Raw genomic sequence first — 26,157 nt, 5'->3', positions numbered from 1 at the left:
CGTCATGCCGTACACGCCGCCGTTGTGGCCCGTATCCATCAAGGGCGTCGCGCTCGACGCGCACGGCCGGGTCCTGCTGCTGAAGAACGAGCGCGAGGAGTGGGAGCTGCCCGGCGGCCGATTGGAGGTCGGCAGTCCGGACGGATTGCAGGTCCCGGACGAATCGCCCGAGCAGGCGCTGGAGCGGGAGATCGCAGAAGAGACCGGTTGGAAGATCCAGGCCGCGTCCCTCATCGACGGCGGAACGTGGATTTACGAGCCGATTCCGGGACGGCGCGTTCTGATCGTCACGTACGGCTGTACGGTCCTGACCCCCGACCAGGCCCCCGTGGTCAGTCACGAGCACAAGCAGGTCGGCCTGTTCACCGCCGACGAGGTGCCGGCGCTGACGATGCCTGACGGCTACAAGCAGTCGATCACCACGTGGTTCGCCCAGGCGTAACACGTGGACGGCACCGGCATGCGACCCAGTGACGGGGCGGCGGTGGTGCTGCGCTCGTCGTCCCGGTTCGCTGCCTGGCACTGGGCCACCGGGCAGGCGCAGCAGATCCTCGCGGCGGGCGACCTGGGTCGGATCTTGCGCTTGTTCCGCGCGGTCCACGGCCTCAGCCAGACCGAGCTGGGGCAGTTGCTCGGCTACGACAAGACCTACGTGTCCGCTATCGAGCTCGGGAAACGTTCGGTGGAAGACGTCGGCTCGCGGCGGCGTATCGCTGACCAACTGCGCCTGCCCCCGCACCTGCTCGGGGTCACCGATGAAGCGGACACTGATCACCGGGCGATGCTCCAGTTCGGTGAATCGACCGTGCGGCTGGCGGAGATCGCCCGCCAGTCCGGCCACGCCACCGAAGCCGTTGCCGAGCTGTGGCCGCTGGTGGCCCGGCTGGAAGCCCGCCTGGAGGACGGACACGCCGAGCGGGGGGTCCTGCGGCTGCTGGCCCAGGCCCGGGTCGGCCTCGGTGTCGCCCTGGGCAACGTCCTGCCCGAGGAACGCCTGGCCACGGCCGCGCGCTGGACCGGAAAGAGCCTGCCGATCGCCAGCTACTTCGGCGACCGGGCCTTCTCCTCGTCCGTGCTGCGCATGCACGGCAACGAGCTGCGCAAGGCGGGCATGAAGGGGGCCGCCGTCGACCGCCTCCAGCACGCCGCCGTCCTCGCCCCCGACCCCACCGCGCGGGCCGCCGTCCTGCCGCTCCTGGCCCGCGCCGCCGGGGCCCTTGGGGACGGCACCTTGTTCGACACCGTGGTCAGCGAGACTGCGGCGCTGCTGGAGGAGGTGGAGCACACCTCGCTGTTCAACCCGTACGCGCTGCACGAGATCCGGCTGCGCGGCCTGGTCGCCACCGGCCGGGCGGACATGGCCATACGGCTGGTCGAGCAGGCCCCGGAGCCCACCATGACAGTGGCCCCGCAGTGGCGCGTCATCGAACTGATCACCGTCGCCCACGTAAGGCTCTTGGCCGACGACCGCGACGGCGCCAGCACGTGCCTGGAGGCGGCCGTCTTCGAGGCCACCCGGCAACGGCTTCCCCACCAGTTGCAGCGGATCATGCGTGCGGCGGGAGACCAGCTGCCCGCGAGCCGAGACGCCGCCGGCCACGCCCTGGACCGGTTGCGCCAGGAGATGGCGGCCTAGCCCGGCACCCGGGCGGTTGCCGGGGAACCCGCCAAAGGGGGCAAGCGGAACTCGATGGGGGCGGGGCATCTACGGGTGTCCCTTCTGGGATCGCTGATGGGGGCTCGATGGCGCACGGTGTTAGCGTCAGCGGGGCAGCAGATCCGGCCGTGCTGGCGTGCCCCGGATGGGGCTGGAAGCCGGGTCGGCGAGTGGTGCTGCCAGTTCGGCGCTGGTGGTGACCAGGTGGCGGAGACCGGGCGTGGCCTGGGCGGGGAGTTGCAGGCGGTAGGCGCGGCGTCCGTCGGGATCACGCGAGTACCGGACCAGCTGCCAGCCGCAGACACCCTGGAGGTAGAGGGCGACAGCGCTGTCCGATACCGCGCCGCGCACCCAGCGCGGCGGACCGGGCAGGTGGGTGATGTAGTCGGCCAGCCACAGCGAGCCCAGACGCGCGAGGCGCTGGCCGTGCCTGGGCGGGGTGGGTGACCGACAGGGCTTCCTCCTGCCGCTCCATCCCACGAGGGCGGCTTCTCGGACGGCGAGGGTGAAGATCCCGACGAGGTCGCCGTCTTCTTCCATCCCGATGATCTGGGTGGTGTCGTGGCCGTTGGCGAGCAGGCTCAGCAGCGCGAGGCTATGGCCGTGGTGCGGGCAGCCTTGTTGCTGGGCCCAGGCGGTGCGGGCGGTGAGCAGCGCATCGACGAGGGGGCGGTCCTCGGGCGAGAGCAGTCTCATGAGGTACACGGCGGGTCCTTGACGATCGAGAGGTGTGGCTTGCGGGCAATGCCGGCGTAGGCGCCGGAGTGTGCTTCGGGTGCGCGCGTATCGGGGTGCTCGGGGTGCCAGCGGTGGGTGGGGACGAGGCCGGGATCGAGCAGGGGCCAGCCACCGAACAGGACCTGGATCGCGTTACGGCTGCGGGGCCGGAACGCTACGGCTGCTTCTTCAGCCCACAGCGCCGTGAGCTTGGCTTTCGCGTTGGGCATGAGGGCCAGGTCCGCGCTGGCGTGGGTGATCGACAGGACACTGCCAGGTGGCAGCCACTCCCGCAGCACCGCAAGGGCGGAGGTGACGGCCTGGTCGTCCGCGATCCACGGCAGTACGTCGTGGAGCAGGACGGCGATCGGCCGGTCCAGGTCGAACCGGGGCGCGACCTGGGGGTGGGCGAGGATCTCCGCCATGTACTGGATGTCGGCCTGGAGGACGCTGGGGTTGCCGTGAACGCATCGCATGGTGCTCTGGGCGAGCCCGACGACGATGGGGTCGATGTCCACGTGCACGATCGAGGCGCCCGGCAGTACTTCCCGGAGCGTCGGTGGCTCGTGGCGCTGGTGACGTTTCGACCAGTCGTACGCGTACCCGCAGCCCAGGTCGAGGACCTGCTGGAAGTCCAACTCCGCGAAGAACCGGGCCGTCAGCGCGCTGTGGTCGCGGTTGATGTAGGAGGCCGACACGATCGTGTTGTCCGCGTCAAAGAGCCGCTGCGCGAAGTCCCGGTCGAGCTGGAAGGAATCCCGGCCGCCACTGAGCAAGTGGTAGACGCGGGCGGGGTTCGGGCGGCGGTAGGCATCGTCGTCCAGGGCCGGTGCTCCCGGCCCCCTCCACGACGGCCCGGACGTCAGCACGACGCACCGTCCATCCCCGGATTGAGCAACTCAGCAGGAGGCACCGGGGTGGGGTGGCTGCTGATGACGATGGCGTTGCCCTTCACGGGCAGTGCCAGCAGCCCTTCGGCCGCCAGGTCGCGCAGGGCCCGGCGGACATCACGCGGCGACAAGCCCAGAAGGCGGACGAGGTCACGGCCCGGTGGCAGCGGATGACCCACGCGGTGCACCCCGTCGCGGATCTCGCCGCGCAGTTGCCGGGCGGCGGCAACCGCGCCGGGACCCGGCTCGGCGTGCCGTACCTTCCACCGCTCGCGCGACGCCACGACCAGGCGGTGGCCGGCGTCCCGGTCGAGGACTCCGAGGTCGTGCAGGCGGTCGAGCGCGGATCGCACGCAGATCTCGGGCACCCGCAACTCTGCGGCCAGGTCGGCCGGAAGCGGCAGTGCTGAGCCGAAGAAGTGGTCGCCCCGCGCGATGCGGGTGAGCAGTACGTGCCCGGTGTTGCTCAGATCGGTGGCGGACACGGGCCGCACGCCCCCGCGCGTCACGAGGCACCGTCCTCACCGGGGCGCCGCGCCGTATCGCGGTTCTCGGGCAGCGACAGGACGCGGAAGCGTAACCGGGAGTTCGGAGAGGGCGGGTGCTGCGGGCGGGCCATGGTTCCTCGCTGACGGGGGAGTGAAGGAAGAGGTAGAGGGGTCATGCGGCTGTGTCGCGCAGGATCACGCAGGCGACACGCTGGCTGGTGAGGTCGTAGCGGACGGCGTGGGCCCAGCCATCGCCGAGCCGGTCGAGCTGCTGGTCCGTCATTCCGCCACGCAGGGTCCGTGCCTCGTAGTCGGTGGCGCGGACCTCGCTCAGGTAGAGGTGGCCACCGGGGCGGAGCCAGTGGGTGCGGATGCGGTAGAGGAGATCGGCGGGGTCGTCGAGCAGGGACAGGGTCTGGCGGCACACGACCAAGTCGACGCTGCGCGGGGTCAGTCCGGGTGGGTCGCTGAGGGCGAGGTCGTGGACGACGTAGGGCAGCGGACAGCTGGTGGCCTGCCGGGCCAGGGCGATCATCGCGGGGGACCAGTCGATGCCGGTGACGTCGAGCCCGGCCGCGTACAGGTGGCGGGTGAATTCCCCGGTGCCGCAGCCGACGTCGATGGCCCGCTTACCGCGGTGGCCGGGGAAGTGCCGCTCGAAGCGGCGGAGTTCCTCGGAGGCGAGGGGGTGCAGGTACCAGCCGCTGGTGGCCACGCGGTCCCAGAAGACCACGTCGTGCGCGGGTAACCGGGGCGGGCTGGTGGTCATGGGGACTGTCCTCTCGACCGCCTCACCAAAGTGGGGCGAGATAGTAGATTTCGTGCGTGGTCGGGGTGGGCCGGCCTCCGCATTTCTGTTGGGCGGAGGCCGGGGCGCACGCTGCTCCTGCCGCCCCGCACAGCAGGTGGATCACCGAGCGGCGCCGCACCTTCCCGCGATCCCTGGTGCCGCACACGGGCGCAGCGTCCGGGCCGCGAGCGGAAAGGCCCCGGCTGGAGGGTCGCCTCCTGGCCGCGTCGTGGACAGGGGAGGTCTCGACTGCGACCAGGAGGCGGCCGGTTATGGGGGAGGGAGATCAAGTGGGCTGCACCGCATGCCGAGGAGTCCGAGCCGGCGGGCGCGGGTCACGGCAGCCGTCCGGGGAAGATCACGGTCAGCGAAATCAGCACGAGGCACAGGATCGGGAACCCAGCGCACTGCTGAAGGAAGTGCTTCAAAAACGGAGCGACTGGAGCGACTGGAGCCGTGGACATGCAGGTGCGTGCGGCGGCTCTGCGGCGTGCCGCCCGGACCGAGAGGGCCAGCAGCACCGCGTACAGCGGGAGCAGGCCGCAGATGAACAGAGAGCGGACGATCATGATCCTGGAATGGGTCGGGGGCGGTGGGGAGGGTGGTCATCGGCGCGCGTCCGCCTCGGCTTCGGTGCGGCAGACCAGGCGAATGCCCCAGCCGCGAAGCCACGTCTCCAGCCCTTGCCGCCCCCACTGCGGCTCGCCCACACACATCGGCGGAACCAGATCAGTGGCGGACTCCACGGCCAGCAGTGTGATCTGTCGACCCTGGACCAGGCGCTGCACGTGCTGCCAGCCTGGCCGGTCCCACAGGGGCCAGTCCGACAGTGCGCGGTCGTGGTGGAACCAGCAGACCGACCCGCCGTGAGCCTCCGCCGTGCGGCCGAGCCGTTCGTGAACCTGTGGAACCTCGGCGCCCTCGGGGACGACGACGTACGTCGCGGCCGACACGCGAAGCGCCTCGATCCGCGCGATGAGAGCACGCAGCGCCCGTACGTACGATCGACTGGGCCGGGTCGGGTCGACGGGTTCCAGTTCCAGGAACTGCCGGGCCTGGGTCGCTGCCATCGCCTGCTCCGCCGTGGGATCAAGGGCCAACTCCAGGGTCTGAAGGAGGTTCTCGATCCGCTCGCGGTCGTCGCGCACCGCGCAGCGCAGCCTGTGGGCGATCCGTTCGAGGGAGTCAGGGCCCTCGTCTTCGGGAGGAGGCTGAGTCAGCGGCTTCTTCGCCTGAGATACAGGCAGTTGGACCTGGGTGGTTGACCCTCCGCGGAGATCAGACCGGCGGGCTTCGGTTCCCTGACTGCGAGGGTTGGGGCGCGTCCCGGTCGAGCCACCCAGTTGGTGCATGTTCACCGGACTCCCCTCACGGGCAAGGCAGTTAGTGGTTTCGTTGACCTTGAGCCAACCGCTCAAGGCGGGGGGTCGGTATCCCCGAGTGGCTGGCGAGGCCGTCAAACCCGTCAAACTTTGTACCCTTGTGAACAGGGGCGTCTGATGCGCAGTGCCGCGCGGAAGCGAAACGAGGAACTGGCTGCGGTGATCGCCGAAACCGGCTGGTCGCAGACCAAGGTGGCCGCAGCGTTCGTACGCGTCGCAGCCGAGGTCAGGGCCGAGGAACTGCTCGGGACCAGTCGGTCGCAGGTGGCCATGTGGGTCAGCGGCACGCGCCCGAAAGGCAGGGCGCCCCTTATCTTGTGCGAGACGTTGTCCCGACGGCTCCAACGCCCCATCACGCTTGCAGAGATCGGTCTCTCCACGCCGGGCTCGGTGGCGGTCACGGCGATCGAATGGCACGTCGACACGCTGACCGAGCTGGTGGACCTGGGGAGAACCAACGTGGACCTGGAACGTCGCCGCTTGCTGTCCGGTGCCGCCTACTCGGTGGGCGGGCTGGTGCTTCCCGGACGGCAGTGGTGGGACGAGGCCCCCGAGCGAGCCCGCCGCCGGCCTTCGACGACCGGCCGTCGCGTGGGCACCGCGGAGGTCAGCGCTCTGCGCGCAACGACGGAGTTCTTCTCCAGGCGGGATCAACTGCACGGCGGGATGGATGGTCGCACCGCCCTCTACCAGTACATCAGTGACGACATCGCGGCGTACATCGGCGGTGTGTTCGCGACCGATGAGGTTCGGCGCAGCCTGTTCTCCGCCGCGGCGGAAGCGGTGTACGTAGCGGGGTGGATGAGCTTCGACGCCTCCCGGCACGAGGCAGCCAGGCGCTACTTCACCCTCGCGACGAAGCTGGCGGCAGAAGCCGGTGATGCCCCGCTGGGCGGCCACATCCTGCGCGCGATGGCTCACCAGGCCACAGACCTTGGCCACCCGAGGAAGGCCGTGGACCTGGCGACGGAGTCCGTCGCGCGCAAGAGGTACGCGCTGGCCACGCCCCGCGAACGCGCCTTGCTCGGCGTGGTGCAGGCCCGCAGTCTCGCGGCGGCCGGCCACCGGCGCGAGGCCCTTGCCACGCTGATCCGAGCCGAAGCAGATCTCGCATCGGCGGTACCGGGCGACGATGAGCCGTCCCGCGTCTGGTTCTTCGCGGAAGCGTCGCTGGCGCACGAGACAGCCCGCACGCTGTGGACCCTCGGCGACCTTGACGGCGCGCTCCGGGAGTTCCGCCGCAGCGTGCTCACCAGGAAGGCCGACACGTTCAGCCGGACCCATTCCGTGACGCTGGGGTACATGGGCGCCGTGCAAGCCCAGCAGGGCAACGTCGAGGCCGCATGCGCGACTTGGTCGCGAGCCCTGGATGCGATGGACGGAATCCACTCCGGGCGGGCACGCGAGACCGTGATCAACATGCGCCGGGTGCTGTCCCCGTACCGCAACCGCGGCATCCCGGCCGCGGCGGAGATCGATGAGAGGGCCAGGACGGTCCTGGCAGGCGTAGCCTGACCGGGCCATGATCGCGCGGGCGCAGCACTCAGACTGGCTGGCGGCCCGCCACTGACTGAGAACGAGGGGGCGTCCGTGTCCGTGGAGCGCATCGAGTTTCCTGTCGTCGCCGAGGTCGTCGGCGGCCACGTTGGCCGCTTGGACGACTTCAAAGGCGGCGTGGAATCGATCATCCGTCTCCGCCCCGAGTACCCGCTGGAGACACTGCAAGGGATCGAGGAGTTCTCCCACCTGCAAGTCACGTGGTACTTCAGCGCGGGCAACCCGGCCGACGTCGCGTTGCACGCCCGCAGCCCTCGCGATAACCCCGACTGGCCCGCTACCGGGACCTTCGTCCACCACAACCACCGGCGCCCGGCACGCCTCGCAACGAGTTTCCCCAGGCTGCTGCGCGTCGACAGCCGCGACCTCCATGTCGTCGACCTCGATGCCGACGACGGGACACCGGTCATCGACTTCGTAGCCTGCTTCCAGGAGATGCTGCCGCGAGGCCCTGTGACGCAGCCCTCGTGGCCCAGCGAGATGCTGAAGGACTACTGGAGAGACGCCCGGGAGCGCTGAGCGCAAGGTCAGCCTCTGCCACATGGCCGTATTCACGAGGCGGTCTCCGAGCTGCTCGTGGTGTTGGGGGCCGGTCCGTGTCGAGACGGCCCGCAACTGCTCGATGACCAAGGCCAGAGCCACGACGTCGCCCACCCCCTGCGAGGGTTGAACTGGGAGAGCCGTCGTCTGCGCGAAGGGGAGGTGGACCTTCATTGCCCACTTCCCTTCTGCCCTGGGGGCGATTCACGGCCACTTGTCATGACGGTGGTGACCTCGCTTGGAACTGCGAAGTGGGTCTTACTCAACTGCCGCCAACTCGAGCTATCCAGAGCGGGATTGATGCTCTAATGAGGCATTGCTGATGCAAGTAGGGTCATGACCTGGCTGTATCTGTGAACCGGGCTCGATGGACTGGGAGCAACGTCATGGGGCAAAGGAGGTATCGCCTCGCTGAGCGCCGTAAGACGGTCGGTATGACTCAAGAGGCTCTTGCCGATCGCCTCGGTGTGGACCGGAGCACGGTGGTGCGTTGGGAAGCGGGTACTGGATCCCCCAGCCCTGGCAGCGCCCCCGGCTAGCCGCCCAGTTGCGCGTGAACGCTCTGGAGCTCGAAAGTCTGCTCACGGAGCCGATCGACGAGTCTGATTTTGATCAGCAACGCCGCGAGCATGCCCTACGCCACCCAGCCAAGGTCGATATGGGCACCGTTGGGGAGCTGCGACGGGAGTTTGATGAACTGGCCGAGCGATATGACCAGGTGCCCTCGGCGAGCCTTCTCGCGAGGGGTGGGGAGCAGCTCAGCCACCTCACCTTCCTCGCGCGGGAAGCGCGCGGCGGCCGTGTGCAGCGTGAATTGATGTCAATCCAGGCCGACGCATCAGTGCTGATGGGCCAGTTGGCATGGGATGCGTCGCAGCGGCGAGACCAGGATACGGCCAGGAACTACTACGACCAGAGTGGCCAGATCGCACGCCGGCTCCGCGATCACACTCTGGAGGCCCGAGCCCTGCTCCGCACCAGTTACGTCGCCCTGTACGGGGCGCAGCAGGATCCGAGAACTGGACTTGGCCTGGCGTTGCAAGCAGCCGAGACAGCCCGATTGACCAGCCCGGGCGTAACTGGCTTGGCCCTCCTTCACGCGGGTGAGGCACACGCGATGCTCGGAGAAGAGCGTGCCTTCGAACGCACTCTCACGCAGGCCGAGCAAGCACTCGAAAGGTCGGACGCCACAGACGCCGCCGTAGGACTCGTCTCGTCCACCCAGATCGGACGCCTCTCCGGCTCCTGTTACCTGTCCCTAGGACAGCACCGTCGTGCTCAGCTGATCCTGGAGGCCACAGCCGCTGAGCTGCAAGATCGAAAGAAGTCGCGCGCCATCGTGCTGGGCAACCTTACGCTCGCCTACATCCGCCAACATGAGCTTGACGAGGTTCACGGCCTCACCCTGACCAGCCAGGCCCCCGGCTACTCCCCGCTCGGCGCCATCTACCTCGGGCAGCGCCAAAGCCCTATGGACATGGCCAACAGCGGATGGGTGTTCACCACCTTCAGCCGCTACTGCCCCGACTGCCTCACCGACACCGCCGATCTTCCGGGCGGCCCGGTCTGGCAGGGCTCCTGGCGGCTCCCTCACATCTTCATCTGCCCGCGCCACAACCGTCACCTCTCCTGGCGATGTCCAGTTTGTGGGGCACCCGCCTTCTCCAACGGCTACCAGGCTGACGGAAGGTGGCGTCCGTCCCAACTGGCCCCGGGACTCCGCCTCCGCCTGCATCCGGCGCAATGCCGTCACCGCCCGGCAGGCGGATGGGACGCCGCTTGCGGCGCCCGCCTCGACTGCACACCTGCTGCCTTCACCCCGCCCACCACAGCCGCAGCACAAGCCCAGCAGCGGCTGGCCACAGCCGCCGCTACCGGCCCGGAAGGCGACATCAAGAGCCTCGGGCAGCCGGCCTCCCCCGAACAGTTCTTCAACGACGTCCGCACTACCGTCCTGGCGATCTGCTCCACCTGGCCTGCCGCCGCCGACGTCTTCCCCGCCTTCGAGTACCTGGGCTCGATCGCTGCCCACGCCCAAGCCCTGCGTAGAAGCCCCGTCGAACGCCTCAGACCGCAGAGCGATGGGTGGCTGGCCCGATCCATCGACCATCCGCCTGCTGATTCACGGCAATGCGCCGCCCTGATGAGCCTCGTCGTCCAAGTCCTCGACGACCCGGACGGTTCCGCCGCACTCACTCGTCTACTGTCCCGACTCCCGCCAGGCAGGTCCGGGCGCCTGAGAAGCCTCACCCCGCACTGCTCACCCGCAATGAACGCTGTGATCGCGGAAGCAACCCGCCTCCAGCAGGAAGCCTGCGGACCGCAGCCCCTCTTCCCCCAACCCCCCTCCCACAGAGGCTGCCTCGACCCGCGCACCATTTCAGATCCCCTCCCCAACGCCTGGGCAGCCCCGTTGGACGGGCTGGACGGACCTGCGAGGCTTCTGCGGCGCGACGCCGCGATTCGTCTGGTCCAGATGGCCCGCGGCGGATCACGTACGAGCGCGGGCCGCTACCTCGGCATCCCGCCCGGGACCCTGCAGTCCACCACTCTGCGAGTGCGCAGCTGGCAGAAGCTGCCGGGCAACGCCGAGGCATACCAGGCCGCCCTGCAACACGTGGCAGAGATCATCATGGCTGCTCCCGAACATGGGTGAAGCCCCATGCCACCTGCGAGCGCGGGAAATGGAGATGCTTTCCCTTGACCGGCACAGGCAGGATCGCTCCATGTCGACCGATGTCAGCGGAATGATCGAATGCCGGCCCGGGGCCCGTCTATGGGGCCCCGACGACGAAGACTCCGTGTGGGAGGCCGCCATCGATCTCTTCCTCCTCAACAGGGGCAATGCCTACGACGGCCTGGCCTGCCTCTTCGGGATCCGCAACTCCTACGGCTTCCGTCCCCTGGCGGAAGATCGTGGCTTCCCGGTCGACGCCTCGGATGGGCTGCGAGGTGAGTTCGCAGGCTACGGCGGCCCCCACGATGTGCACGGGACTACCTGGCTGACCTGGGCCGAGCTGGACACCACGGACTGGCAGGAGACCAACTCCTCAGGCACACGAACGCGCGCCTCAGCCGCAGGGGACGACACCGACTGGGCGCGTCTGGAGCGTCATGCGCATCCTCAGCGAAGTCCACGGAGCCGAGAACGTACGCCTTGTCGTCTGGTTCCACTGACACGCGGCTGAGCGCCTGATGGCACTGCTCTGCGGGTCGAACTGTCAGCTCGATGCAGATGCCCCCTGTTGTGACTGAGCAGGGACGGTTGGCCCTGGAAGGGCCTGCGTGGGGCCCGCCTGAGGCTGGGGCGAAACCGGTCACTAGGCTCCGGCCCTATGACCAGTGATCTCGGGTTCACATGCGCGTGCTGCGGGACCCACCACCCTGAGCTGCCGATGAACTACACGGCCGAGGCCCCGGCTGTGTGGGAGTCGGCCTTTGCCGACGCCGACGACTGCCTGCTCTCGTCGGACCAGTGCGTGATCCGCGCGCAGCACTACTTCGTCAAGGGCCTGATCGAGATACCGGTCATCGACAGCGACGAGGTGTTTTCCTGGGGCGTGTGGGTCTCGCTGAGCCGAGAGAATTTCTCCCGGGCCGCGGACCTGTGGGAAAGCCCCAGTCGAGAGTCTGAGGAGCCGTACTTCGGCTGGCTCACCACCGACCTGCCGGTCTACCCGGCCACGACCCTCAACCTGAAGACCTACGTCCACACCCGCCCGGTCGGTGAGCGCCCCTTCGTCGAGCTTGAGCCTACCGACCACCCTCTCGCCGTCGAGCAGCGCACAGGAATCACCCTGGACCGCGTGCGGGAGATCGCGGCGGCCGTGCTCCACGCAGGCGACGACGCGCAGCGGTGACGGCCGGCAGCCCGGTATCGCCCATCCCGGTCGGGCCCACCGGCCTGAGCTCCAGGGCCCGACGGTTCGTCGAGGTGGCGGGCATCCGCGTCCCGCGGCAGGACATCCGGCGACACCGCGACGCGATGATCAGGCACGGGATCCCCGCTGCGGAAGCCGACCGGGCCACCGCCTTCCAGGACCGCTGGGGCGGCCTCGCCCTGCCGCCGGCCCCGTCCTACGAGGGCGGCCCCCGCACCCTGGACGCCGGCTGCCCCGAGCGGATGGCCGGGCAGGGCTGGTCCTTCGAGGCGGGCCAGTGTCGGGTCTCCATGGCCTACGGATTCAAGATCGGCCCCGACGGGGCGTTCGGCATCGACGCCTATCAGTGGACACCCCTACACGCCGACACGGACGGCTGGGTGGAATCCCTGGCGCTCGCCGACCACGCCCGCCGCTGGGCCAGAACCGTCACAAGGATCAAGGGCAAGGCGGTCGAGGCCCTAAACCTCGGCGGCTTCGAGCCTGTACCCGAAGTGCGGGGAGTGACCGACAACTGGTGGCGGGGCGAGGACTCCCTCATCGCCGTGTACCGGGGTGAGGCCGTTGGCCTTGACGCCCCGCAATGCCTCGAAGCCCACATCTACGGCGGCCTCGACGAGTGGGGCCTCCACGGCGGCTGACTCGTAGGGCTGGATCTGAGCACCTACTTGGCCAAAAGGGCCAACTATCGTGCTCGGTCACACTGGCGGCCCAGACAGCCTGGTACGCCGTCTACGACCAGCTCGCCACGACAGCCAAGGGGGACGCCGCGCACCGCCGTCGGCTGGTGGAACTGTCGCGGCGGATCACCGCGCACCCGTGCTGGCAGAGTTCTGCCGGCACCCCCGCGGCACGCGTCGCTCTCAAGGAGCTCGCCCGCACCCGCATGCAGGTGCGGCCGTGATGCTCACCGAACAGAAGGCCCGTATCACCCGCAGCGCCGGGGAGTGGGTGGCCGCCTCCGGGGAGGCGCCCATGGTGCGTGAGCTCGCCGCTGTGGTCGGAGTGTCCTCCTCTTCCTCCATCGCCTACCACCTGCGGCGGATGCGTGAACAAGGTGTGGAGGTGGAGACACGGGGGCGGCGCAGCGGCCGATGCCCGTACTGCGGGCACTGATGGCGGAAGGGGGGCGAAGGAGGCAGAGCAGCCATGGAAAGCACGTACCTCGTCCGGTTGGCGTTCGGAACTGCTGGTCCGGCAGTCGAAGGCAAGTGGTCCGTCCCCGGCACGGCTCAGGCCCGGTACACCGAGCGGGTCGGGCTGCACGGCGCCAACCCGGCCGCGGTGATCCAGCTCATCGAGAACCGCGGAGGGCACCGACAGGTGAGGCGGACCTGGACGGTTCAGGCCGAATTCACGGGCTCCGGGCTGCCCGCTCTGGGAGCCGGGGCGCGATGAACACGCCCCCGCGCGGGAGCACCGCCGCCCGTGACGCCGAGCCGGCCCCACCTCCGAAAGCGCCTACCGCCCTGCGGGCCTACACCCCCTACGAGGTCGTTCCCATCGATCTGCGGATCGGCGGTCAGCGGTACCGGACCGTAGCGATGGCCCACTATGACACCCCCGACGGCCGCCGCGCCTACCACCTGGCCCTGTGGCCGCCCCTGCCCGAGGGCGCCCGCACCGGCTGGTATTGGTGGAGCCCCGCCACCATGACCCGACGGCACTTCGCCCGATGAACCGGCCACGGCCCCCGGGGCTGCTGCCGCCCGACCTTCCCCGACTGGAGGCGCTGCGGGCCTGGCATGCGTTGTGGGTCGGTCTCATCGACCAGGCCCTCGCCGACCTGAAACGTCAAGGGGCCGAACGTGCAGAGGGTCAGCGGCGGCGGCCGCCACCTCCGGAGTGGACGATCGAGCACGCCCTCGGGGGACCGCACCTGCTGACCGCAGTCCACACCGGCGACTGCTGGATGCTCCGCGAAGCTGGCCGCATGCGCGCTGTCGACCGCGACACTGCCCGCCAGGCTCTGGCAGGCGGCGTCGAACCGTGCGGCTTCTGCCGTCCGGACACGGCACTCGGCATGATCGACTAGGTCCGCATGAGGATCTGAGCGGCCCCGCGCAGGGACCGTCGACCTGCCGCTGCACGTCGTCTGGTCCGGGCGCCGCTTAGTGGGACCCGGGTGCCTTTCCTCGGCCGCGACCTTTTGAATCGGCGAGTGGCAATCCTGTGCGCCCGGGTTCGTCGCTTCAGATGCGACGCCTGGGGGAGGGTCTTCCCCGAGCTGGGCCACGCCAGGGCGCTGCCGTCGTGTGAACCTGCGGTCTCATGGAGGAGCAGACGATCACCAGGAAGAGGATCAGGACACGTTGGTGATCATCCCGAGACCCGCGACGTAGGGCTTCGCGACGGCCTGCCGGCTCAGGAGATAGCCGATGCGGCTGATTCGCGGAAGCTGATCAAGACGGGCGACGCGCGGCGTTCGGTTCCTCAAGACGCAAACCGCGACGGTGGCCAGCCCACTTCGACGTGCGCACTCGGAACCTGCAACCCGCCTCAACCGGATCACGACCACGGTCGACCAACACGTCGGGGCCTTCGGCGCAGCAGCAGTCGAGGCAGCGTGGAGCCGCGAGCTGGTTGCCACACGGGTCGCTGACTATGCGGAGCTCACTGTCTTGTGGGCGCCGAGGGGCCTCTTCACCTACACGAACGCGCATCGGGCGTCGTGTGGTTCGGTATGGAGCAATACTTAATGGATTCTCTGCTGCTCAAGCCATTGAAATACTTCGGCTCTCTTATACAAGACCTTTGCATTTCTTCCTTGGCCGAGCTTGTAGCCTTTCAAGCCTAGCTTTGCAGCCTCTCGGTAGACCCAACTTGGCGACATGCGGAGCATGGCTGCGAGTTCATTGGTATCCATGAGGACTGGTTCGAATTGGCGGCTGCGCCCGGCGCGGCTGGGCGTGCGGCCCGCTTTCATAGAGAGGTGTGTAGTCGAATCGGACACTTGCATCCTGTGAGTAGGCATTGATGGAATGTCTGCGGTGAGCCACGGCCTAGTGTCGTACGCAGACTGAATTAATGATCTAGAGAGACGCCGATCTTTTTGCTAACCGGGGATTCTCTGGCGTAAGGCTCCCGAAGGGCGGACGCTGACATGATCAGGGATCCAGCGGGGACGCATCGCCACGCCATGTCTTTGTTCCGGTAGCCCGCGACTGGACGCAGGCCAGCTCAAGCTCATAGGCCATCGTTTAGGATCTTCGCTGCTCTGGAGATGGAGCCCGGCAGGAGGTGGCGGTAGATCCGGTAGGTCACCTCGATGGATTTATGGCCCATCCATTCAGCGACATCTGTGATTGGGATGCCATGGCTTAGGCAGTTCGATGCGAAATAGTGACGGAGAGAGTACATCGTGTACCTGGCGGATACACCCGCTCGTTCCAGGCACCGATTCCATCGCCATCGCAGCGTTTGGTCGCCATAGAAATAACTCTTCATGCGCAGGCTTCCGGCGCCGTTCCCCTTGGTTAGTACGTAGCCATTCTTGTCTGCCCCGTAGGTATCGGTGAAGTACGTGAAGAAGTCGTGAGTCTTTCTGGGTAGGGGAGTCTCGCGGAACTCTCCGCGTTTGCGGTGCTTCAATGCTGCGGGCTGTATTTTGTTTCCGTGAATCTGCTCGCTGATTCGGTATACGTCATCGGCTACTATCGCCTTTATGTTTGCCGCATGAGCTTCCCCGTTTCGGTGGCCACATCCGGACATTAGCTCAATAACCATCCTGAGATCGTCACCTTCGGCTGCCTCGCGAATCGATGTTAGCTCTTCGAGGGATGGAATGATCACCTCCTTCGGTACGTAGTCGGGAGGGGCGACGTCCAAGAATGGGTCTAGCGATATAGCCCCTCGATGACGCGCCGCGTCGATGACGAGTTTGAGTACAAGGTAGGCATTCTTCTGGCTGGCTAGGCCGACCTTGTCCAACTCCATTCCTCCGAGGCAGTCCTCGATGGCGCCTGGAGTGAAGGTACCGATCCGGCGGCTACCCAATCGCGGGTTGAGCTGGACCTTCAGGCTTCCCTCGTACTGGTCGACGGTGTTGGAAGCCAAGCCTCTTTTGCGGTTCGATATGTAACGAGCCGCAAAGTCCTCAAAACGCATCTCTGCAATCTGTTGAGATTCTGTGTTTTCGCTTTTTAGTGGCCCCTTCTTCGTTTGATAGATCGCAATGAGTCGATCTTTGGCCTTGTCTTGGTTCGTATAGCCACCCTCCTCGCGCTGGCGACCCGTTGCATCTCGGAATCTGATCGTGTACGGGTGTGGGCATTTCGACCAGCGATCCTCGGGGTGATCGCACTCTTTGAAGAAGGTGCCCATGCCGCGAGTAAGAGTCTTGCTTGGCATTGGTTGATGCTCCGGGGTCCTGATCGGGGTTATTGGATTCCAGGTAGGTTCGGGCTTTGGATGTGTAATTCAGTTCGCTCCAGCGAGGCCGTTCAACCGCGCTGCAGGGGCTGCGACCAGAGTCCTGAGATTCCCCGGTTTGGCTAACCGGGGATCTGCTGCTATAAGCGCACCGCGCGGCGCATGGTTGAACATGCATCGAGCCTTCGAGAGGGCGCCTGCCGTGCGGTGACCTTGCAGGCTCGGTGGGCGGTTGATTGGTTGAGGTGATGCGGGGAGGCTCGGGGTGCCTCCCTCCGAAGGCAGGCCGTCGCCTTCCACGGTCAGCAGTCGAGGCTGCCGATCGGCTCCTTGTGCCGCCGATGCTGACTTTTTGCTGACCCCCTCCTGGGTGAGCACGCCCCTGACCTGCGAGAATCCCTGTACCGCAGCATTCATGATGTTCTTCGTCACCGTCATGGCCGGGCTGCTCTACGGCCTGCTCGGCGTGCTCCACCCCGGGCTGCTCCTGCTGCGCTTCGAGGAGACCGCGGTGGGCGCCCTCGGCGCGGCGGCGGCCGTCGCGTTCGTCCTGCCGGTCACCACGCACGCGGCGACGAACGCCTGGATCCAGCGCGCGCTGCACTGCGTACGTGGCTGCACCAGCGCGGCGACCCGACGGCTCGCCGGGGACGAGAGTGCCGACCCCGCGCCGCACGCCGCCGAGCTGGAGCTGCTGCTCGGCCGCGTCCGCCTCGCGCTCGCGCCGCTGGTCCACCCGCTCAGCCCGCTGAAGGGCCGCAGGGCACGGGCCCGGCAGGTGATCGCCCTGCTGGACGCCTGCGCCCGCGAGGTGCGCGGCCTGGCCGCCGTGGCCGCCGACCCGGCCGCCTCGCACGACGCCCGGCTGACGGCGGCCTGCGACCGGGTCGAGGCGGCGGTGGAGGCTCTGGTGACCCCGGCGGCGCGCGCGTACGCGGCGACGGCGAACCCGGCGCCCGCTCCTGAGCCGCACCCGCACCACCACCCGGCGGCCGAGGCGGCCCTGCGCCATCTGCATGCCCTGGAGCACGCCCTGGCCGCCCTGGCCACGCCGCTGCGCACGTCGCCGCGGGCTCCGGCTCTCACGACCGCCTGACCCGTCGGCGCCGCCCGCGACACGGGCGGCCACCCGCACCCGCCAGTTGGTCTAGACCGCCTGCTACGGTCGCCGCAGTCGGCGCCGGGCCCAGCCCCGGCGCGCAGTCGCGCGGAGAGGGGTAGCACGGTGGCCGAGAGCAGCGCCGGGCGGGCATTCATCGGGTCGTTCACCGCGGCGGGCGGGAGGGGCGTGACCGTCGCCGCCGTGGACGCGGCGACCGGCGCGCTCACCCCGCTCGGTGCCACCGCCGCGCTTCCCAACCCCTCGTTCCTGGCCCTCTCGCCCGACGCCACCGTCCTGTACGCGGTCGGCGAGAGCGAGCCCGGCACGGCCGCCGCCTTCGACGTCACCGGCGACACCCCGGTCCTGCTCGGCGAGCCGGTGCCGGTGGACGGCGCCTCCCCCACCCACCTCGCGCTCGCCGCCGGCCACCTGGTGACCGCCAACTACACGTCGGGCAGCGTCACCACGCTCCCGCTGCGCCCCGACGGCCGCCCGGGCCCCGCCGCGTACGTCCTGAAGCACCACGGCCGCGGCCCCGACCCCAAGCGCCAGAGCGGCCCGCACGCCCACCAGGTGCTGCCCGACCCGAGCGGGCGCTGGCTGGTCAGCGTCGACCTCGGCACCGACTCCGTACGCGTCTGCGCGCTCGACCCGGCGACCGGCGGCCTGCGCCCGCACGGCGAGACCGCGCTGCGCCCGGGCACGGGCCCGCGCCATCTGGCCTTCCACCCCGACGGCCGGCACGCGTACGTCCTGAACGAGCTGGAGCCCACCCTCGTCGTCTGCCGCTGGGACGCCGCCGCGGGCACCCTGGAGCCGCTGGGGGAGACCCGGGTGATCCACGACGGCGTGACGACCGAGACGTTCCCCTCCGAGGTCGTCGTCGCGCGCGACGGACGCTTCCTCTGGGTCGCCAACCGGGGCCACGACTCGATCGCGACGCTCGCGCTCGACCCGGACGGCGAGCACGCCGCCCTGGTCGCCACCGTGGACTGCGGCGGACGCTGGCCGCGCCATCTGACCCTCGACCCCTCCGGCCGTCGCCTGTACGCGGCCAACGAACGCTCCGGCGACGTCACCTGGTTCGACCTGTACGAGGAGAGCGGCATCCCGCGCCGGACCGGCTCCGTGCCCGCCCCCGCGGCCTCGTGCGTCGTGTTCGGCTAGAGCGCCGCCGCACGCACGCGAAGGGCCCGCACCGTCATCGGGTGCGGGCCCTTTCGCGTCACTTGTACGCGTACGAGTGCCGGGTACGTCAGTGCACCGGGGAGCCCTGCGGCTGCGGCGTGATGCCCAGCGCGGCCGCGTACTGCGACAGCACGAGCTTGCCGATCGCCGGGTAGGCGCCCAGCGGCTCGGCGGCCAGGCAGTCGGCCTCCTTGGCGGCGGCGTCGAGCAGCCCGTCCGAGACCTCGGGGCCGATCAGGTACGGGGCGACCGCGAGCTGCACCGAGCCGGAGCCGCGCAGCTGCTCGGCCATGGCGGCGATCGAGCCCTCCTGGTCGAGCGCGGCGGCCATCACGGGCACGGCGAGGCGGGCGGCCAGCAGCATGCCGGTGATCCCGGCGGCCTGCACGGCCTCCTCGCCCCCGACCGTCGCCAGGATGATGCCGTCGGCGGCCGTGGCGACCGTGAATAGCCGGGCGCGGTCGGCGCGGGCCAGACCGGCCTCGGACAGACGCACGTGCAGGGCCTCGGCGAGCAGCGGGTGCGGGCCGAGGACGTCGGTCAGCTCGGCGGCGGCGCGGCTGTCCATGACGGCCTGGCGCACCCGGCGGATCAGGGCGCTGTCGGGGCCCGCGAGCAGCGGCACGACGACGGCGACGGGGCCGTCGGGGGCGGCCACGTCCTGACCGGCGGCACGGGCCTGCTCGTAGCGGGCGGTGCGCTCGGCGGCGGCGTGCGCGAGCACGGCGTCGAGCGGGGGGAACTCCACGGACGCGGCGTCGGCGTCCAGGTAGCCGATCCGGGCGTCGAGGCCGGGCAGCTCGGAGCGCGCGATGCTGATGACTTCCTCCGCCAGGGCGCGCACGGCGGGGGAAGGGGTACCGGGAACAGCGAGGACGAGCGCGGGCGCACCCTCGGGAGCGACCACCGGCTCGGGGCGGCGGTGCCGCCCTGGCTGGCGAGGTCGCGGCATTCGTACAGGCAGGCCGTTCGCGGGCCCAGTGGGGGAGCTCATGGCGCCGCATGCTACTGGCTTTGCGGGCGCGGGTGTTCGGGGAGGGTGCAGGTGCGCGGTTTCTGTCCGTATTTATCCCGTGAGTGACATTGTCCTCAACCGTCCCGCTCTGTCGTGACCCACAACATGCGCGGATGGTGCGGCAGTCGCAGCTCCTCGCGGGCCAGCGCGGAGGCGATCAGCAGGGCTCCGGCGAGCGGATCTCCCGCCGCGGGGACCGTCCGCGCGTGCGGCGCCAGGGCCGCCAGATCCTGCCGTACGGGGACGAGCAGCGCGTCACCGATGTGGAACAGGCCGCCGGTGAGCGCCACTTCGCATTCGCTCACACTTTCGCCCGCGGTTGAGTGAGCGCTGTCGTCGTCGGCCGGGCCGTTCTCGGGGCACACCGCGGCGGCCGACTCGGCGATGTTCCGGGCCGCTTCCCGCAGGATCGCCGCCGCGACCGGGTCGGACGCGGCGCAGCGCGCCACTTCGGGCGCGAACGACGCCAGCACGGCGGGCCGGTCGGTGCGCGGATACAGCAGCCCGGGCAGCTCCGCCGCCGGGCCGAACAGCGCCTCGGCCCGCTCGCGCAGCGCGGCCGAGCCGCCGCGCCGGCCGTCGTGGGCGCGCATCGCCGCCTCCAGGCCCGCGCGGCCGATCCAGGCGCCGCCGCCGCAGTCGCCGAGCAGATGGCCCCAGCCGTCGGCGCGCCGCCAGCGCGTCAGATCGGTGCCGAGCGCGATCATTCCGGTGCCGGCGGCGACCACCGCGCCGGGGCGCTGGCCGAGCGCTCCCGCGTACGCCGTCACGGCGTCGGCGGCCAGTGCGAGGCGCCGCACATTCAGCGCACCGGCGAGCGCTGCGGGCAGCAGGGCCCGCAGGTGGTCGCCGAGCGAGGCCATCCCGGCGGCGCCCACGGCCACCGCCGCCACCCGGTCCGCGCCGGTCCGGGCCAGCAACTCCATCGCGGCGGGCACCAGTTGACCGAGGAGGTGCCCGGCGTCGATCCCGGCGGGGCCGGTCCGTACCGGCTCGTCGGACACCAACACCTCGGCCGGGGACGCCTCATCGGCCCGGCCGAGCGCGAACCGCACCCCGGAGCCGCCCGAGTCGACCCCGAGCACCCAGGCGTCACCGGCGGCTGTCACGGCAGGCGCCAGTCGACCGGCTGCGCGCCCTGGCGGACCAGGAGGTCGTTGGCGCGGCTGAACGGCCGCGACCCGAAGAAGCCCCGGTCCGCCGACATCGGCGAGGGGTGCGCGGACTCGATCGCGGGGAGCTCGCCGAGCAGCGGGCGCAGATTGCGGGCGTCGCGCCCCCACAGCACCGAGACCAACGGGGTCCCGCGCGCGGTGAGCGCGCGGATGGCCTGCTCGGTGACCTCCTCCCAGCCCTTGCCGCGGTGCGCGGCGGGCTTGCGGGGCGCGGTGGTCAGCGCCCTGTTCAGGAGCAGGACGCCCTGCCGCGTCCAGGGCGTCAGATCCCCGTTGGAGGGCCTGGGCAGCCCCAGGTCGGTGTGCATCTCGCGGAAGATGTTCTCCAGGCTGCCCGGCAGCGGACGCACCTCGGGGGCGACCGAGAAGGAGAGCCCCACGGCGTGCCCCGGCGTCGGATACGGGTCCTGGCCCACGATCAGGACCCGGACGTCCTGGAACGGCTGCTGGAAGGCCCGCAGCACATGCTGTCCTGCCGGGAGGTAGGTGCGCCCCTGCGCGATCTCCTGACGGAGGAAGTCGCCCATCGAGGCGATCCGTCCGGCCACGGGCTCCAGAGCGTCCGCCCACCCGGGCTCGACGATCTCTTTCAACGGTCGTGCTGCCACGGCCGTCACTCTACTGGCGGATCACCGCCGCCCGTACGCACAGGACGTCCGGCAGGTGCGAGGCGAGCAGGCTCCAGGTGTCGCCGTCGTCCGCGCTCGCGTACACCTCCCCGTTGCGGTTTCCGAAGTACACCCCCGCCGGGTCGGCGTCGTCGGTGCACAGGGCGTCGCGCAGCACCGTGCCGTAGTGCGCCTGGGAGGGCAGTCCGGCCGACAGCGGCTCCCAGGTGCGGCCGCCGTCCTCGGTGCGGAAGACCCGGCACTTGTTCTCGGCCGGGACCCGGTCCGAGTCGGCCGTGATCGGGAAGACGTACGCCGTGCCGGGGCGGCGGGGGTGGGTCGCGGCGGCGAAGCCGAAGGTGGACGGCAGGCCCTCGCCGATGTCCTGCCACCGCTCGCCGCCGTCGTCGCTGCGGTAGACGCCCCAGTGGTTCTGCAGGAACAGCCGGTCGGGGTCGGCCGCGTCCTGCGCGATCTTGTGCACGCACTGGCCGAACTCGGGGTTCTGGTCGGGCAGGAAGACCGCCGAGACGCCCTTGTTGGCGGGCGCCCAGCTCTCGCCGCCGTCCCGGGTGCGGAAGACCCCGGCCGTGGACACCGCGACGGTCACCGCCCGGGCGTCCCGGGGGTCGGTGACGATGGTGTGCAGGCCCTCGCCGCCGCCTCCCGGAACCCACTGCGAGCGCGTCGGGTGCTCCCACAGCGGGCGCACCAGGGCGAAGCTCTCGCCGCCGTCCTCGGAGCGGAACAGCGCGGCCGGTTCCGTCCCCGCGTAGACCACGTCGGGCGCCTCCGGGCCCGCCGGGTGCAACTGCCATACTCGCTCCAGCGACCTCCCGGTGAACTCCGGGAACTTCACCGCCGGTTGGGGTGGCTCCACCCAGGTCTCGCCCAGGTCGTCCGAGCGGAAGACGGAGGGTCCCCAGTGCGCGCTGTCGCCGCCGACGAGCAGTCGGGGAACCGCGCGCCGGGTGTCGATGGCGATCGAGTAGACCGCCTGGGCATTGAAGTGCGGACCGTCGAACCGCCACTCGCCGCCGTGCCTGCGGCCGATGAACAGTCCCTTGCGCGTCCCCACGGTGAGCAGTACGTCGGTCATCCCGACCCCTCCAAAACGCCGTTGTCCCGGATAGTGGCCAGTCTGCACCCGACCACTGACAGCGGCCCCCGCAGACGGCGTCCGCGCAGGTCGGAGCGCGTGGGCGGGCCTCGCGAGGCCGTCCGGGACACCTGCCGCGCCGGCCGGAGGTCCCGCCGGGCCCTCCCGGTCGCCCGGGCCGCATTCACCCGTACGAGAGCGGAGCGACCATGACCGAGGGCGCCACGGGGTTCCTGGCCGGGCGGGGCACCGCCGACATCACCGGCGAGGCCGCCGAGTGCGGCATGCTCGGCTACGGCAAGGCCGACCAGCGCACGGCGGGCATCCACACCCGTCAGCGCGCCCGCGCCTTCGCCTTCGCCGACCCGGCGGGGCGCGCCAGGGCGCTCCTGGTGGTGTGCGAGCTGCCGCTGATGGCCGACAGCGTCGTCCGCGAGGTGCTGCGCGGGCTGCCCGAGGGGTACGACGCGTCCAACGTCATGCTCACCGCGACCCACACCCACTGCGGACCCGGCGGCTACTTCCACCACGCGCTCTACAACAGCAACACCGGCGGATTCCGCGAGCGGACCTTCCGGGCGATCACCGACGGCATCACGGAGGCCGCCCTGGCGGCCATCGCGGACCTCGCGCCGACCGTGCTGCGGCTCGCGCACGGCGAGCTGACCGACGCCAGCGTCAACCGCTCCCGACGGGCCTTCGACCGCAACCCGGCCGCCGACCGGGCGCACTTCCCGCGGGCCGTCGACCCGCAGACCACGCTGCTCGCCCTGGAGCGGGACGGCGAGCTGGTGGGCGCGGTCAACTGGTTCGCCACCCACAACACCAGCATGACCAACCGCAACCGGCTGATCAGCGCCGACAACAAGGGCTACGCCGCCCACCACTGGGAGCGGCTGGCGGGCGTCGACCACCTTGCTCCCACCACCGGGGACCCGGTGATCGCGTTCGCCCAGACCAACGCCGGTGACATGTCGCCCAACCTGGGCCTGGCGCCCGGCACCGGGCCGACCGCCGACCAGTTCGAGAACACCCGGATCATCGGCACCCGCCAGTACGAGGCCGCGGCGGCGCTGCGCGGCCGGGAGATCTCCGGCGCCGTCGACTCACGTACTACGTACGTGCACCTGTCCGCCGTCGAAGTGGGCCCCGAGTACACCGGGGACGGCCGTACGCACCGCACCTCGCCCCCCGTGGGCGGCGCGGCGGCCTTCGCCGGCGCCTGGGTCGACGGCCCCGGCTTCAAGGGCTTCCGGCCGGGCGCCAACCCGCTGTGGGACGCGCTCTCGCGGCGGCTGGTCTACCCGTTGGCGCCCCGGCTGCGCGACGCCCAGTACCCCAAGGCGCTCGTGCTGCCCGCCGGGCCCGTCAACCGCCTCCTGCCCGTGGTCCAGGAGCGCGCGCCCGTACAGCTGCTGCGCATCGGGCCGCTGTATCTGATCGGCATACCCGGCGAGGTGACGATCGTCGCCGGGCTGCGGCTGCGCCGCACCGCCGCGGCCGTCCTCGGCGCGGACCTGAAGGACGTCCTGGTCGCCGGATACAGCAACGGCTACATCCACTACGTGACCACGCCCGAGGAGTACGACGCCCAGGAGTACGAGGGCGGCAGCACGCTGTTCGGGCGCTGGGAGCTGCCCGCGCTCTGCCGGACCGTGGCCCGCCTCGCCACCGCCCTGCGCGACGGCGTCCCCGTCGAGCGCGGCGTCCCCGAGCCCGCCGTCCCCGTACGGCGCCGACACCGCCACCGGGGCGTGGACGCGCCGCATCCGGGGCGCGCGTTCGGCGATCTGCTCTCGTTCGCCCTGATCGGCCGCCGCGCCACCGCCTCCTTCGTGGCCGCGCACCCCGGCAACGACCTGCGCAGGGGCGGGAGTTACCTGTCCGTGGAGCGGTGGACGGGCGACGGATGGACGCGGATCGCGGGCGACGGCGACTGGTCGACGCTCTTTCGCTGGGCCCGCTCGGGCGGCTCGACCTCGGTGGCGACCGTCGTCTGGAACGTACCGCCCGGCACCGCGCCGGGCCGCTACCGCCTCGCGTACCACGGCGACACGGCGAAGGGCCCGTTCACCGGGGTGAGCGGGCCCTTCGAGATCGGCTGAGAGCGGCCGGAGCCGGGCTCAGATCGCCCAGCCGTACTGGTCCGGCACCCGCACCTCGCCGCCCAGCTCACGGGCCGCCTGGAGGGCCCAGGACGGGTTGCGCAGCAGCTCCCGGCCGAGCAGGATGGCGTCCGCCTCGCCGTTGGCCAGGATCTTCTCGGCCTGGGCGGGCTCGGTGATCAGACCGACCGCGGCGACGGGCAGCGGGGTCTCTTGCTTGACCCGGGCCGCGAAGGGCGCCTGGTAGCCGGGTCCCGTCGGGATGCGGACGCCCGAGACGTTGCCGCCGCTCGACACGTCGAGGAGGTCCACGCCGTGCTCCTTGAGCAGCCCGGCGAAACGCACGGTGTCGTCGGCCGTCCAGCCGCCCTCGTCCAGCCAGTCGGTGGCCGAGATCCGGAAGAACAGCGGCAGCTCCTCGGGCCACACCGCCCGTACGGCGTCGGTGACTTCGAGCGCGAGGCGGGTGCGGTTCTCGAACGAGCCGCCGTACGCGTCGGTGCGCTTGTTGGAGTGCGGGGAGAGGAACTCGCCGATCAGATAGCCGTGGGCGCCATGGATCTCGACGACCTTGAACCCGGCGTCCCGCGCGCGCCGGGCCGCGTCGGCGAACTGCCCGACGATCTCCTTGATCTGATCGGCTGTCAGCTCCGTCGGTACGGTGTGCCGCTCGCTGAACGGCACCGGGCTCGGCCCGAGCGGCTGCCAGCCCTCCTCCGTGCCCGGGGCGATCGGTGCGCCGCCGCGCCAGGGGCGGTCGGTCGAGGCCTTCCGTCCGGCGTGGGCTATCTGGATGCCGGGCACCGTGCCCCGCTCCTCCAGGAAGCGGACGATCCGGCGGAACGCCTCGACCTGGGTGTCGTTCCAGATGCCGAGGTCGGCCGGGGAGATCCGGCCCTCGGGGGCCACCGCGGTCGCCTCGACGAGGACCAGGCCGGTGCCGCCGGCCGCGCGGGCCGCGTAGTGGGCGAAGTGCCAGTCGTTCGCCACGCCCGCGTTCGGCCCGAACGTTTCCGCGCTGTACTGACACATCGGCGCCATCCAGATCCGGTTCGGGATGGTCAGCGACCGCAGGGTCCAGGGCTCGAACAGGGCACGCGCAGCAGACACGGCAGACTCCGTTTCAGGACGGCCGCGGCGCCACGGGGCGGCGCCGGATCCGCTTCGTACGATACGCATCGTAGTACGGGAGATGTCAAACTACGATGGTCCTCGTACAATGAGGAGGTGTCCACAGCAACGAGCAAGCGCGAACTCGACCACCCGGCGCGCGACGAGATCCGCCTGGAGGGCGTGCTGCACGCGCTCTCCGACCCGATCCGGCTGCGGGTCGTGCGCGATCTGGCGAGCGCCGACGGCGATCTCTCCTGCTCGTACTTCGACCTGCCCGTCACCAAGTCCACGACCACGCACCACTTCCGCGTGCTGCGCGAGAGCGGCGTCATCCAGCAGACCTACCGGGGCACCGCCAAGATGAACGGCCTGCGCCGCACGGACCTGGAGGAGCTCTTCCCCGGGCTGCTTGACCGGATCCTGGAGGCGGCGGCTCTCCAGGGGGCGCGGGTCGGCGGCTGAGAGTCGCCCTCGTGCCC

29 protein-coding genes and 1 pseudogene are annotated in these 26,157 nt (G+C 70.2%); 17 read left to right on the top strand and 13 right to left on the bottom strand.

Features of this window, described 5'->3' with window-relative positions; translation table 11 throughout:
* Positions 1–4: 4 nt before the first annotated feature.
* Both BX283_RS08500 and BX283_RS41040 read left to right on the top strand, forming a co-directional pair.
* Positions 5–442, top strand: coding sequence for an NUDIX domain-containing protein (locus BX283_RS08500; RefSeq protein ID WP_101387033.1), 438 nt, complete (start codon positions 5–7; stop codon positions 440–442).
* 18 nt (positions 443–460) lie between these two features.
* Positions 461–1,636, top strand: a complete 1,176-nt coding sequence (locus BX283_RS41040) for a helix-turn-helix domain-containing protein (protein WP_218976516.1) — start codon at positions 461–463, stop codon at positions 1,634–1,636.
* Between the two features lie 126 nt (positions 1,637–1,762).
* On the opposite strand, the gene BX283_RS08490 is transcribed toward BX283_RS41040, so the two are convergent.
* The 6 genes from BX283_RS08490 to BX283_RS08465 all read right to left on the bottom strand — a co-directional run bounded on the left by BX283_RS08490 (position 1,763) and on the right by BX283_RS08465 (position 5,690).
* Positions 1,763–2,362, bottom strand: a complete 600-nt coding sequence (locus BX283_RS08490; protein ID WP_101387032.1) for a hypothetical protein — start codon at positions 2,360–2,362, stop codon at positions 1,763–1,765.
* The gene (locus BX283_RS08485) at positions 2,350–3,243 is read right to left on the bottom strand and encodes an SAM-dependent methyltransferase (RefSeq protein ID WP_101387031.1); all 894 of its coding nucleotides are present in this window, start codon (positions 3,241–3,243) and stop codon (positions 2,350–2,352) included. The genes BX283_RS08490 and BX283_RS08485 overlap by 13 nt, the downstream gene beginning before the upstream one ends.
* Positions 3,237–3,773, bottom strand: coding sequence for a GntR family transcriptional regulator (locus BX283_RS08480; protein ID WP_101387030.1), 537 nt, complete (start codon positions 3,771–3,773; stop codon positions 3,237–3,239). Before BX283_RS08480 ends, BX283_RS08485 begins: the two co-directional genes overlap by 7 nt.
* A gap of 151 nt (positions 3,774–3,924) precedes the next feature.
* Positions 3,925–4,521: a bifunctional 2-polyprenyl-6-hydroxyphenol methylase/3-demethylubiquinol 3-O-methyltransferase UbiG gene (locus tag BX283_RS08475; protein ID WP_101387029.1), complete on the bottom strand. Its 597-nt coding sequence runs from the start codon at positions 4,519–4,521 to the stop codon at positions 3,925–3,927.
* 356 nt (positions 4,522–4,877) lie between these two features.
* The gene (locus tag BX283_RS08470) at positions 4,878–5,111 is read right to left on the bottom strand and encodes a hypothetical protein (protein ID WP_101387028.1); all 234 of its coding nucleotides are present in this window, start codon (positions 5,109–5,111) and stop codon (positions 4,878–4,880) included.
* 36 nt (positions 5,112–5,147) lie between these two features.
* Complete coding sequence (locus BX283_RS08465; protein ID WP_101387027.1) at positions 5,148–5,690, bottom strand: hypothetical protein; 543 nt, start codon at positions 5,688–5,690, stop codon at positions 5,148–5,150.
* Positions 5,691–6,041: 351 nt separating this feature from the next.
* Here BX283_RS08465 and BX283_RS08460 point away from each other — a divergent pair, with 351 nt between their 5' ends.
* The 11 genes from BX283_RS08460 (at position 6,042) to BX283_RS08405 (ending at position 13,937) form a co-directional block, all read left to right on the top strand.
* Positions 6,042–7,439, top strand: coding sequence for a Tat pathway signal protein (locus tag BX283_RS08460; protein ID WP_257582266.1), 1,398 nt, complete (start codon positions 6,042–6,044; stop codon positions 7,437–7,439).
* 75 nt (positions 7,440–7,514) lie between these two features.
* Positions 7,515–8,000 carry a TrmO family methyltransferase gene (locus tag BX283_RS08455; RefSeq protein ID WP_101387025.1) on the top strand — a complete coding sequence of 162 codons (486 nt, stop codon included), beginning with the start codon at positions 7,515–7,517 and terminating at the stop codon, positions 7,998–8,000.
* Positions 8,001–8,407: 407 nt separating this feature from the next.
* Positions 8,408–8,560, top strand: coding sequence for a helix-turn-helix transcriptional regulator (locus BX283_RS41460; protein ID WP_101387024.1), 153 nt, complete (start codon positions 8,408–8,410; stop codon positions 8,558–8,560).
* 14 nt (positions 8,561–8,574) lie between these two features.
* Entirely contained in the window at positions 8,575–10,677 is a 2,103-nt protein-coding gene (locus tag BX283_RS08445) for a TniQ family protein (protein WP_143676404.1), read from the top strand.
* Positions 10,678–10,747: 70 nt separating this feature from the next.
* Positions 10,748–11,209: a hypothetical protein gene (locus BX283_RS08440; protein ID WP_257582262.1), complete on the top strand. Its 462-nt coding sequence runs from the start codon at positions 10,748–10,750 to the stop codon at positions 11,207–11,209.
* Between the two features lie 207 nt (positions 11,210–11,416).
* Complete coding sequence (locus tag BX283_RS08435) at positions 11,417–11,881, top strand: DUF2199 domain-containing protein (RefSeq protein ID WP_257584265.1); 465 nt, start codon at positions 11,417–11,419, stop codon at positions 11,879–11,881.
* Positions 11,878–12,543 (top strand): hypothetical protein, encoded by a 666-nt coding sequence (locus tag BX283_RS08430; protein WP_101387021.1) that lies wholly within the window; start codon positions 11,878–11,880, stop codon positions 12,541–12,543. The genes BX283_RS08435 and BX283_RS08430 overlap by 4 nt, the downstream gene beginning before the upstream one ends.
* 262 nt (positions 12,544–12,805) lie before the next feature.
* The gene (locus BX283_RS08420; RefSeq protein ID WP_101387020.1) at positions 12,806–13,018 is read left to right on the top strand and encodes a hypothetical protein; all 213 of its coding nucleotides are present in this window, start codon (positions 12,806–12,808) and stop codon (positions 13,016–13,018) included.
* Between the two features lie 33 nt (positions 13,019–13,051).
* Complete coding sequence (locus tag BX283_RS08415; RefSeq protein ID WP_101387019.1) at positions 13,052–13,300, top strand: hypothetical protein; 249 nt, start codon at positions 13,052–13,054, stop codon at positions 13,298–13,300.
* Positions 13,297–13,581 carry a hypothetical protein gene (locus BX283_RS08410; RefSeq protein WP_101387018.1) on the top strand — a complete coding sequence of 95 codons (285 nt, stop codon included), beginning with the start codon at positions 13,297–13,299 and terminating at the stop codon, positions 13,579–13,581. Before BX283_RS08415 ends, BX283_RS08410 begins: the two co-directional genes overlap by 4 nt.
* Positions 13,578–13,937 (top strand): DUF6233 domain-containing protein, encoded by a 360-nt coding sequence (locus tag BX283_RS08405; RefSeq protein ID WP_101387017.1) that lies wholly within the window; start codon positions 13,578–13,580, stop codon positions 13,935–13,937. Before BX283_RS08410 ends, BX283_RS08405 begins: the two co-directional genes overlap by 4 nt.
* A gap of 660 nt (positions 13,938–14,597) precedes the next feature.
* Here BX283_RS08405 and BX283_RS08400 read toward each other — a convergent pair.
* Together BX283_RS08400 and BX283_RS08395 are read right to left on the bottom strand one after the other, a co-directional pair.
* Complete coding sequence (locus tag BX283_RS08400) at positions 14,598–14,768, bottom strand: helix-turn-helix domain-containing protein (RefSeq protein WP_257584264.1); 171 nt, start codon at positions 14,766–14,768, stop codon at positions 14,598–14,600.
* A gap of 320 nt (positions 14,769–15,088) precedes the next feature.
* A complete protein-coding gene (locus BX283_RS08395; RefSeq protein WP_180357105.1) occupies positions 15,089–16,225 on the bottom strand; it encodes a tyrosine-type recombinase/integrase in 1,137 nt (378 codons plus the stop codon).
* Positions 16,226–16,682: 457 nt separating this feature from the next.
* Between BX283_RS08395 and BX283_RS08390 the strand changes: the two are divergent.
* Positions 16,683–17,369, top strand: a pseudogene (locus BX283_RS08390) (FUSC family protein); the annotation flags it as partial.
* 129 nt (positions 17,370–17,498) lie between these two features.
* Positions 17,499–18,542, top strand: coding sequence for a lactonase family protein (locus BX283_RS08385; RefSeq protein ID WP_101387014.1), 1,044 nt, complete (start codon positions 17,499–17,501; stop codon positions 18,540–18,542).
* Between the two features lie 88 nt (positions 18,543–18,630).
* Here the strand turns inward: BX283_RS08385 and BX283_RS08380 are convergent, their stop codons facing one another.
* The 4 genes from BX283_RS08380 to BX283_RS08365 form a co-directional block, all read right to left on the bottom strand.
* Positions 18,631–19,557 carry a sirohydrochlorin chelatase gene (locus BX283_RS08380; RefSeq protein WP_101387013.1) on the bottom strand — a complete coding sequence of 309 codons (927 nt, stop codon included), beginning with the start codon at positions 19,555–19,557 and terminating at the stop codon, positions 18,631–18,633.
* A gap of 95 nt (positions 19,558–19,652) precedes the next feature.
* Positions 19,653–20,687 (bottom strand): N-acetylglucosamine kinase, encoded by a 1,035-nt coding sequence (locus BX283_RS08375; RefSeq protein WP_257582260.1) that lies wholly within the window; start codon positions 20,685–20,687, stop codon positions 19,653–19,655.
* Positions 20,684–21,361 (bottom strand): uracil-DNA glycosylase, encoded by a 678-nt coding sequence (locus BX283_RS08370; RefSeq protein ID WP_101392222.1) that lies wholly within the window; start codon positions 21,359–21,361, stop codon positions 20,684–20,686. The genes BX283_RS08375 and BX283_RS08370 overlap by 4 nt, the downstream gene beginning before the upstream one ends.
* A 10-nt stretch (positions 21,362–21,371) precedes the next feature.
* Positions 21,372–22,460, bottom strand: coding sequence for a sialidase family protein (locus BX283_RS08365; RefSeq protein ID WP_101387012.1), 1,089 nt, complete (start codon positions 22,458–22,460; stop codon positions 21,372–21,374).
* A 209-nt stretch (positions 22,461–22,669) separates the two neighbouring features.
* On the opposite strand from BX283_RS08365, the gene BX283_RS08360 reads away from it, so the two are divergent.
* Entirely contained in the window at positions 22,670–24,565 is a 1,896-nt protein-coding gene (locus BX283_RS08360; protein ID WP_101387011.1) for a neutral/alkaline non-lysosomal ceramidase N-terminal domain-containing protein, read from the top strand.
* A gap of 18 nt (positions 24,566–24,583) precedes the next feature.
* Here the strand turns inward: BX283_RS08360 and BX283_RS08355 are convergent, their stop codons facing one another.
* Positions 24,584–25,675, bottom strand: coding sequence for an NADH:flavin oxidoreductase/NADH oxidase (locus tag BX283_RS08355; protein ID WP_257582257.1), 1,092 nt, complete (start codon positions 25,673–25,675; stop codon positions 24,584–24,586).
* A 117-nt stretch (positions 25,676–25,792) separates the two neighbouring features.
* Here BX283_RS08355 and BX283_RS08350 point away from each other — a divergent pair, with 117 nt between their 5' ends.
* A complete protein-coding gene (locus BX283_RS08350) occupies positions 25,793–26,140 on the top strand; it encodes a helix-turn-helix transcriptional regulator (protein ID WP_101387009.1) in 348 nt (115 codons plus the stop codon).
* Positions 26,141–26,157 lie beyond the last annotated feature (17 nt).

The sequence above is a fragment of the Streptomyces sp. TLI_146 genome, from assembly GCF_002846415.1.
GTDB lineage: Bacteria > Actinomycetota > Actinomycetes > Streptomycetales > Streptomycetaceae > Streptomyces.
Note: the sequence above shows the minus strand (reverse complement) of the source record. Positions and strands in the feature narration are given on the sequence as shown.